This is a genomic window from Streptomyces sp. SID11385, assembly GCF_010548245.1.
In the GTDB taxonomy this organism is placed as follows: domain Bacteria; phylum Actinomycetota; class Actinomycetes; order Streptomycetales; family Streptomycetaceae; genus Streptomyces.
Map to the genome: position 1 here is coordinate 1 of NZ_JAAGLR010000460.1, position 8,826 is coordinate 8,826.

Genomic DNA, 8,826 nt, shown 5'->3' on the forward strand with positions numbered 1-8,826 from the left:
GTCCGCGCCCGCCAGGGCCTCCAGGCCGGCCAGGGCCGCCCGGGCCCGTTCCGCCGCGTGCGGGTCGCGCGCGGGCAGGCCGCTCGCCAGGAACTCGTCCTCGTCCAGGCGCAGGGCCGGGCCCCGGCCCGGCGGGGGCACCCACAGGTCGAGTTCGAGGTCGTCGACCCGTACCGCGCCCTCCTCGCGCACCGCGGGGCGGGTGATGTCGCAGTACCAGCCCTTGAGTGCGCCGTCCGCCGTCCGCACCTCCTTGACCGCGTACCACGCCGTCGTCCAGTAGTGCTCGGTGAACACGTCGCCGGGCGCGAAGCGCACGAAGCCGAAGTCGCGCGGCTCGGGCGAGGCCCACGGGGCCTCCACGACGAGGTGCGTGCCGTCGTCGGCGAGCCGCCGGGCCGGGTAGCTCTTCTTGACGCGGCCGGCCTTGGTGAGCACGACGGTCAGGGCGTCAGCCGAGGGACTTGGCATGCCGCACCTCCGCCGCCGCGGGGACGTACCCGAACCACTCGTTGATCGCGAGCATCGGCTCGTTGCCCGCGTCGTTGTTGGTGAACGCCTCCGTGAACCCGGCCGCGCGGGCCCGGCTCAGCGAGTCGTGCTTGGCGAGCTTCGCCAGGCCCCGGCCCCGGTGGGCGCGCGTGGTGCCCGTCATCCCCGTGAAGTACCGGTGGGCGCCGTCCGTGTGCGCGAGGCTGAACGCGGCCGGTACGCCGTCCACGAGCGCCACCGTCGTCAGGTCCCGGTCGAGCAGCGGGTGCTCCCAGGTGTGCGCGCGCCAGTCCTCGTAGTCGTCCAGCTCCGCGCCGACGTCGCTCGGCTCGTCGCCCGCGGCCTCCGCGTCCAGGAGGAAGAGCGGGCGCGGGTCGTGCGCGAAGGCGGCGGCGGGCCGCAGCTCGACACCCGGCGGGGGCGGCGCGAGCGGGGGCAGCGGGGCCGTCAGGTCCAGGCGCAGGAAACGCGCGGAGCGGGAGGGGGACCAGCCCGCGCGGCGTGCGAAGCGGAGATCGCGCTCCCCGTCGAGCACCCAGCTGAAGGCCGTGCGCGCGCCGAGCGACGTCAGGTACTCCTCGGCGGCCGTCACGAGGGCCGTGCCCACGCCCCGGCCCTCGTGCTCCGGGTGGACGTACACGTTGCAGAAGGCGAGGCCCGGTTCGGGGCTCTCGTGCGCGAGCCCCGTACTGCCCCGGCCGACGACCCGCCCCTCCTCGTCCTCGGCGAGCAGCAGCCGGTGGCGCTGCGCGGCGGGGGCGGCGGCGGACTGCCACCGCAGCAGCTCCGGAGTCACCAGCATCGGGGGGATCGCGGCCCGCAGGACGGCGGTGATGCCGTCGAGGTCGGCAGGGGAGTGGGGATCGAGGTCACGCACATGAATCGTCATCGGCGCGAACGGTAGGCGCGGAAGGCGGCGCGTCGCACCCGAATTAGCGCGGCGCGGCTGGGCGCGGCCGGGTGCCGCTAGGCCCCCGCTCAGCCCACCCCCAGGTCCTGGTTGCCGAGCACCCCCGCGAGCGCCAGCCGCTCCGCGTCCGTCGTGTCCGGTTCCGCCGTGTAGACCATGATCCTGAGGTCGCTGTCGTGGACGGTGAGGACGTCGCAGTCCAGGTGGATCTCCCCGACGTGCGGGTGCGCGATGATCTTGCGCGCGCCGGCGGGCGTGCCGACGACCCCCTGCTCCCACAGCGCGGCGAAGCGCGGGCTTCCGGCGCGCAGTTCGGCGACGAGCGCGGCCGGGCGCGGATCGTCCGGGTAGCGCTGGACCACCGCGCGCAGTTCGGCGGCCATGCCCGCCTCGAAGGCGGCGCGTTCGCCCGGCGTCATGACCGCGCGCGAGCCCGAGCCGAGGAAATTGCGCCATGCCGCGTTGCGCTCGCGGCTGCCGAGCGCCGAGGAGTCGCCCATGAGCGCCTCGTACGGGGGATTGGCGACCAGGAGCGTCCACATCGCGTCGAAGACGGCGACCGGCACCCCGGCGAGCCGGTCCAGGAGGCGCTGCACGCTCGGCGGGACCCAGCCCGGCACCGTCCCCGGGCCCGGCGGGGCGAGCCCGGCGGCGCGGTACAGGTGCGCGCGTTCCTCGGGCGAGAGCCGCAGCGCGCGGGCGAGCGCCTCGACGATCTGCGCCGAGGGGTGCGTGGCGCGGCCCTGCTCCAGACGGGTGATGTAGTCGGCGGAGATCCCGGCGAGCTGGGCCAGTTCCTCGCGGCGCAGCCCCGGGGCGCGCCTCCGGCCGCCCGGGGGGAGCCCGGCCGCCTGCGGCGTCACCCGGTCGCGCCAGCGCCGTACCGCCTGTCCGAATTCACCCGTCGCCATGAGGGCAGTGTGCACGCGCGCGGGGGCGTCGTGCCTGGTACCGCTGTTCCCAGGAAGACGGGACCACTGGCCGGGGCGCCCGCCCGGCCGCACCGTGGGGACATGACCACTTCACTGATCACCGGAGCGAACAAGGGCATCGGCTTCGAGACGGCCCGCCAGCTCGTCGCCGCCGGGCACACCGTCTGGCTCGGCAGCCGCGACCCCGAGCGGGGCCGCGCGGCGGCGCGGGAACTCGGCGCCAGGGCGCTCGTCATCGACGTCACCGACGACGCCTCGGTCGCCGCCGCCGTCCGCACCGTCGAGGAGGCGGGGACCGGGCTCGACGTCCTTGTCAACAACGCGGGGATCGAGCCGCGCGGCGAGGACGGCGGGCCGCTGCCCGCGCTCGACGCCACCGCGGACCGGCTCCGTACGGTCTTCGAGACGAACGTCCTCGGCCCGCTGCGCGTCACGCAGGCGTTCCTGCCGCTGCTGCGCGGCTCGGACTCGGCCGCCGTCATCAACCTGAGCAGCGGCCTCGGCTCGCTCGCGGGCGGCGGCGGCTCGCCCTACGGCTACCCGAGCATCGAGTACCCGGTCTCCAAGACGGCCCTCAACATGCTCACCGTCAAGCTCGCCGCCGCTCTCCCCGGCATCCGCGTCACGGCCGTCGACCCCGGTTTCACGAAGACGGACCTCAACCGCCACGCGGGCACGCAGACCCTGGAGGAGGGCGCCGCGGCCTCCGTGCGCGAGGCGCTCGCGGGCAACGAGGGAGAGACCGGCACCTTCGTGTCGGCCGCGGGCCCCGTCCCCTGGTAGACCGCCGACCCGCCCCCCTGGTGGGCCCGCCGGACCGGCCCCCCTGGTGGGACCCGGCGGGCCTCAGCTCCACCGCACCTCGTACGGGCCGAGGGCGAACCGCCGCCCGTCCACCTCGGCCCGTACCGGCGTGGCACGGGTGTTGACCACGAGGAGGCAGTCCGCGTCCGCGAGGACCCGGACCGCCTTCCGCGCGCCGGGCGCGACCTCGACGGAGCGGTAGCGGGTGCCGGGCCCGAAGGCGCGCTGGAAGTCCTGCACGAGCCGCAGCATGGGCAGCGGCGCGCCACCCCCGGCGCGGTCCGTGGACGTCCACAGGCAGCCCGCGCAGGCGCCGCCGCGCCGGGACTGCGGGTTCCAGTAGAACGCGGTCGCCGCGCCGCCCTTCGCGAGCGCGATCATCCCGGCGGCCTGCGCCGCGACGCGTTCGTCCTCGCTCCAGCCGTCGCGGTCGTCGTTCTCGTCGCCCGGCTCGACGTAGTACTCGTTCCACCACAGCGGGAGCCCGCCGCTCTCCTCGCGCACCCAGCGCCCCACGGCGGTGAACTTCTCCGTCGCGGCGAAGACGTCCGGGACGAGGGCGTCCTCCGCGGTGTAGCTGGAGCCGTCGACCACGACGAAGTCGGCGCCCTTCTTGTGCGCGTTCCAGTACCGGAAGGCCGCCACGACGCGCGCGTCGAGCGCCCCCCAGGGCCCCGCCACGGCGGCCGAGCCGCCCGCGGCGCCCGGCGCCACGCTGTCCATCACGAGGTAGGGGCCGCCGACGAGGAGGTCCTTGTCGACCTGCTTGAGCGCGGTCCACACCTTGTTGTAGAGCGCCGTGTACCCCTCGTAGTCCCAGCGGGCCGCCGCGTCGTTCCAGAAGCCCTTGAACTCGTTCCACACGACGAAGTGCCGCACGTCCGGGTAGCGGCGGGCGACCTTCGCCGCGAGGTCGGCGAAATCCTGGTAGTGCGCCGGGTCCGGCGCCGTCTCCAGGGACTTCGCGCTCCAGTCGGTGCGTCCCGGCTCGCCGCCCTTCATCCAGTCGGGGGCGCAGCACAGCGTCAGGACGGGCGCGGACCCGCTCGCGCGCATGAGGGCCACGCGGCGGTCGAGCTCGGCGAAGTCGTAACGGCCCGGGGCGGGCTCGGGGTTGCTCGCGCCCCAGCCCATGACGTGCTGGTTCTGCGGCAGCGGCTCGGCCTTCAGCGCCTTCTCGGCCCGTTCGCCCGCGGACGCCTCGCCCGCGTCGGCGCTGTACTGGGTGTGCGTGAACCCCCAGCCGAGCGCGGGCCCGTCAGCCGGCCGGTCGCCCGCGCCGCCCGGCAGCGTGGCGAGCAGAGTGAGGGCGAGCGCGAGGAGCAGCGCGCCCGCACCGACGAGGACGGTGAGCCGCCCCCGCCGTCCACCCGCCCCCGCCTGATGACGCCCCATCGCTCCCACGATAGGCGGCGACGTGGCGGTACGACAGCTTCCGCCGGAATCGGTACGAAGGTTCCGTCAGTCCCCGTACGCCGTCCGCATCGCGTCCTCGACCAGCGCCCGCGCCTCGCTCTCCGCCAGCCCGAGGCGCCGGGCCCGCTGCGCGTACGCGAGCGCCGTCGTCGCCGCCTCGCGGTGCGCGGAGTCCCCGGCGGCGGCCACCACCGTGCCGTGCCTGCCGCGCGTCTCCACGACCCCGTCCGCCTCAAGGGCCCGGTACGCCTTCGCGACCGTGTTGGCGGCGAGCCCCAGTTCCTGCGCGAGACCCCGCACGGTCGGCAGTCTGTAGCCCGCCGGAAGCGCGCCCGAGCGGGCCTGCTCGGCGATCTGCGCCCGCAGTTGCTCGTACGGGGCGAGGACGGAGGCGGCATCGACCGCGATCTTCAGGCTCACGCCCCGATTCTGCCTCACGGGGCCGCCCGCCCCGCCGACCGAGCGGCCCCGTCCGCCGGGCGCCCCTCACGCCAGCGTCACGAACCGTTCCACGCACGCGGCCACCACGACCGCCACGAGCGGCAGCGTGAACCAGAAGGACGCGCGCAGCAGGCGCTGCCGGCGCACTGTGGGGCGGGTCGCCGCGCGGGCGACCTCGCGGGTCGCGAGGACCAGGAGCGCGAGGGCTCCGGCGAGCGCGCCCGTCACCGACCACGGCGTCCAGGTCACCCGGGGGCCGCGCGGGCCGGGGTCGGCCCGCGGGGGAGACCCGGCGGGCGGGTCGGTGAGCGAGTAGAGCGTCGCGTCCGCGTCGCGGAAGACCGCGCCGACCTCGGGGCGCGCGTCGAGCGTCGCGCGCAGACGCCGCTCCCAGGTCGCCGGGTAGCCCGCGTCGTAGCGCAGCGACAAGGACTGGGAACGGCCCACGATCAGGTACGAGTTCGGGCCCGCCTCCCGCAGCGCGCGCACGAGCCCGTCCACGAGCACCGGGTCGACGGGCGCGGCGATGGGCACGTACGAGACCTTCTCCATGTCGCGCGCGCCCCACGGGAGCGCGGGTGTCACGTGTGCGACCGGGTCGTCGCTGAGCCACAGCAGCCGGGCGGTGGGGGAGTCGTGCGCGTACACCCAGTCCATCGCAGCGACCTCGCCCGGGCGGGTGCGTTCGAACGTCTCGTTGCCCCAGCGCGCGACGAAGAAGCCGCCGAGCAGGACGAGCCCGGCGCACAGCACGGCGACGGGCGCGAGCGAGGCGTGCTCGCGCTCCCGCTCCCGCGCGCTCGCGCCGCTGTACGGGAAGAAGGCGAGCCCCGCGAGGACGGCCGCCCCCGGGAGGGCGAACAGGAAGACGCGCAGCGCCATCTCGCCGCCGTAGGACTGCATCCCGAAACCGAGGAAGGGGACGAGCGCGAGCACGGGGAGGACCCGTTCGCGGTACCGCGCCTCGCGGCGGCGCCACCAGCCCCACGCGCCGAGCGCGAGCACCGCGCCCGCGAGCGCGATCCGCGCGTAGAGCACGAGCTGATGGCTCGAACTGCCGCCCTCGATACGCCCCGAGACCGACGAGGACACGTTCCCGCCGACTCCGCCGAGCCCGCCGAACAGCTCCCCGAAGTGCCCCGACCAGTACGGCTCGGCGAACCACCCGAGCCACAGCACCACGAGCACCCCGCCGAACAGCGGCAGCCCCCGCAGCTCGCACCGCCCGAGCAGCACCAGGAACGTCACCACGCCGAGCAGCACGAACGGCGTGAGCTGGTGCGCCGAGACGCACGCGGCGAACAGCGCGAGCAGCACGAGGACGAGCACGCCGCGCGCCCCCCGCCCGCTCGGAAGGACCTCGGCCTCACCGGGCCGGCGGTCCGCCCACAGCACGCGCGGAGCGCGGAACCAGGCGAGCAGCAGCGCGACGAACAGCAGGTACAGGAGGTACGTGAAGCCCTGCGGCGAGAAGTAGTCCTGCCCCACCCAGCCGCTCAGCGCGAAGACGAACAGCGCCGTCCACTTGCCGCGCCAGGTGGCCCGCACGGACTTCAGGAGCAGTGCCATCGGGGCGAGCAGGGCGAGTTGCAGCACGGTGGGCCACCAGCGGATGACCTCGGTGAGGTCGCTCACGCCGCAGGCCCGCGCGAGGAACGCGGCGGCCGCGAAGAAACCGGGCCAGGACCAGCGCGCGTCGAGGTCGGGGACGGCGTTCCCGGTCCGGTCGAGGTAGTCGAGGAAACCGAGGTGCTGCCAGGCGGTCGGGAAGCGCGGCGCCGCCTCGATCACGGCGGGGAGCGCGTGCAGCGACACGACCGTCGCGAGCAACGTCACGGTGAGCAGCAGCCGTTGCTGCCGCCGCATCCACAGCAGCCCCGAGAAGACGAGGACGAGCAGCCCGGCCCCCACGAGCATCGGCGCCGGGAGCACCGAGACGAGCCCGAGCCCGCCCATCCGGTCGAGATCCCGCTCCCCGAGCCGCGCGGCGGGCACCCAGTACAGCGCGAGCGCGAGGAGGAGCAGCGCCCAGAGGATCGCGGAACGCACGGTGAGACGCGCGCGTCTCGCGGGCGGGGCGTCGTCGGGGGCCGCGTGCTGGGCTGAGGCGGGGTCTGCCGCCGAGTCGGCCACAGAATCTGCCGCCGTGTCGGCCACGAGGTCCGGTCCGGGCGCCGCGATAGCCCCCGGCTCCCGGGCCCCGGCGGGCCTCGGCTCCGTACCGCCCGCCGGTCCGCCCCCGCTCTCCCGTACGGCCGTCACCTCCGCGCCCATCGCGGCCTCGGTCCGCTCCCGGCCGCCCTCTTCCTCCGGCACCGCGTCCCCCTTCGCCCCGCCACCCGTGTCACCCGCGCCCCGCAGCACCCGCCACAGCCTCGCCCCCGCGATCGCCACGATCACCGCGAGCGAGGAGATCTCGGCGATCCCCGCGCCCACGAGCCCGAGCCGGGGCAGCAGGACCAGCGTGAGGCCGAGCACGAGCACGCACAACAGGCCCTGGAGCCAAGCGAGTTCACCGGTCCGGCTGCGGGCCCGCAGTACCCCGTAGTGCACCTCCATGACGACCCGCAGCGCCGCCCCCACCGCGAACCAGCGCAGCAGCGGTGTCGCCGCCTCCGCGTACCCGGCGCCGAAGAGGCCGAGAATCCACGGGGCGCCCACGAAGAGCACGACGCACACCGGCAGCATGATCCGCGCCATCCGCCCGAGCGCGGCGCGCGTGTGCGCCGCGAGCCGCGCCGGGTCGTGCGCGCCCTCGACGGTGAGCGAGGAACCCATGTTGACGGCGAGGAGGTTGACGGTGCCGCCGATCGTCGTCGTGATGTAGAAGTACGCGTTGTCCTCGGCGCTCACCTGCGCCGCCACCAGGACCGGGACGAGGTAGACGACCGCGAGCGAGAAGAGCGAGCCCGTCGAGTCGCCCGCGACGAACCGCCCCAGCTCGCGCAGCCCCGGCGGCCGGGCCCGCGCGCCGGTCGCCTCGACGTGGCGCGGCACGAGGCGGCGCAGCACGAGCCACCCGAGGGGCAGCACCGAGACGGCGATCGAGGCGGCCCACGACACGAACACGCCCGCGACCGGGATCGCGGTGGCGAAGAGCACGAGCAGCCCCAGCTTCGCCGCCGAGAACACCGTGTTCCCCACCGGCACCCAGCGCGCCGCGCGCAGCCCCGTGAGCACCCCGTCCTGGAGCGTGAGCAGCGCCCAGCCCACGACGGAGGCGACGAAGCCGAGGCCGAGCAACGGGGTGCCGAGGAAGGCGTACGACGGGCCCCACACCCCGAGCGTCGCGAGGAAGACCCCGGCGGCGAGCGCGACGACGAGCGCGCTGCCCGCGTACACGCGCAGGATCAGCCGGCCCGTCGCGCGCCCCGCGACCGGGATGAACCGCGCGAGCGCCCCCGTCAGCGTGATCGCGGTGAGCCCCGCGATGAGCTTCATCGCCGCGATGGCCGCCGAGCCGTGCCCGACGTTCTCCTCGGAGTAGTACCGCGCGGCCACGAGCCAGAAGCCCACGCCGAGCACGGCCGAGACCCCGGTGTTGAGCATGAGCGCGTAGGCGTTGCGGAACAGGGGGCCGCTCCCCGCCGCCGGGGCAGCGGGGGGAGCGGCGGGCCGCTGGGGCGCGGCGGTCGTCTCGGTCACGGTTCAGCGAGCCTTCCGGGTGGATCTGCGAACGGCGCGCACGAGCCCGTACCCGCGCGTGAGGGCACGGTCGCCCGCGTACGAACGGAGCAGCCCCCGGCCCTGGAGGAGCCGGGCGAACTCCTCCGGCCCGGTGCGGCGGCGCACGGTCAGGCGCTCCAGCGCGTACGGGCCCTGGCGGCGGCG

At 75.5% G+C, this 8,826-nt stretch carries 7 protein-coding genes and 1 pseudogene; 1 reads left to right on the top strand and 7 read right to left on the bottom strand.

Annotation, left to right across the window (positions count from 1 at the left end):
* The 3 genes from G3I42_RS14075 to G3I42_RS14085 all read right to left on the bottom strand — a co-directional run.
* The coding region (locus G3I42_RS14075) for a DUF402 domain-containing protein (RefSeq protein WP_164285901.1) at positions 1–471 on the bottom strand (471 nt) is incomplete at its 3' end.
* The gene (locus tag G3I42_RS14080; RefSeq protein ID WP_164285903.1) at positions 452–1,381 is read right to left on the bottom strand and encodes a GNAT family N-acetyltransferase; all 930 of its coding nucleotides are present in this window, start codon (positions 1,379–1,381) and stop codon (positions 452–454) included. The genes G3I42_RS14075 and G3I42_RS14080, both read right to left, overlap by 20 nt.
* Positions 1,382–1,470: 89 nt before the next feature.
* Positions 1,471–2,313, bottom strand: a complete 843-nt coding sequence (locus G3I42_RS14085) for a helix-turn-helix transcriptional regulator (RefSeq protein ID WP_164285905.1) — start codon at positions 2,311–2,313, stop codon at positions 1,471–1,473.
* 102 nt (positions 2,314–2,415) lie between these two features.
* Between G3I42_RS14085 and G3I42_RS14090 the strand changes: the two genes are divergently transcribed.
* Positions 2,416–3,117: an SDR family NAD(P)-dependent oxidoreductase gene (locus tag G3I42_RS14090; RefSeq protein ID WP_164285907.1), complete on the top strand. Its 702-nt coding sequence runs from the start codon at positions 2,416–2,418 to the stop codon at positions 3,115–3,117.
* A 63-nt stretch (positions 3,118–3,180) separates the two neighbouring features.
* Here the strand turns inward: G3I42_RS14090 and G3I42_RS14095 are convergent, their stop codons facing one another.
* The 4 genes and pseudogenes from G3I42_RS14095 to G3I42_RS14110 form a co-directional block, all read right to left on the bottom strand.
* A complete protein-coding gene (locus G3I42_RS14095) occupies positions 3,181–4,533 on the bottom strand; it encodes a xylan 1,4-beta-xylosidase (RefSeq protein WP_164285909.1) in 1,353 nt (450 codons plus the stop codon).
* Positions 4,534–4,599: 66 nt separating this feature from the next.
* On the bottom strand, positions 4,600–4,974 hold the full coding sequence (locus tag G3I42_RS14100; protein ID WP_164285912.1) for a GntR family transcriptional regulator: 375 nt from the start codon (positions 4,972–4,974) through the stop codon (positions 4,600–4,602).
* Between the two features lie 66 nt (positions 4,975–5,040).
* Positions 5,041–8,640, bottom strand: coding sequence for a lipopolysaccharide biosynthesis protein (locus tag G3I42_RS14105; protein WP_164285913.1), 3,600 nt, complete (start codon positions 8,638–8,640; stop codon positions 5,041–5,043).
* Between the two features lie 3 nt (positions 8,641–8,643).
* A pseudogene (locus G3I42_RS14110) lies at positions 8,644–8,826 on the bottom strand (polysaccharide deacetylase family protein); the annotation flags it as partial.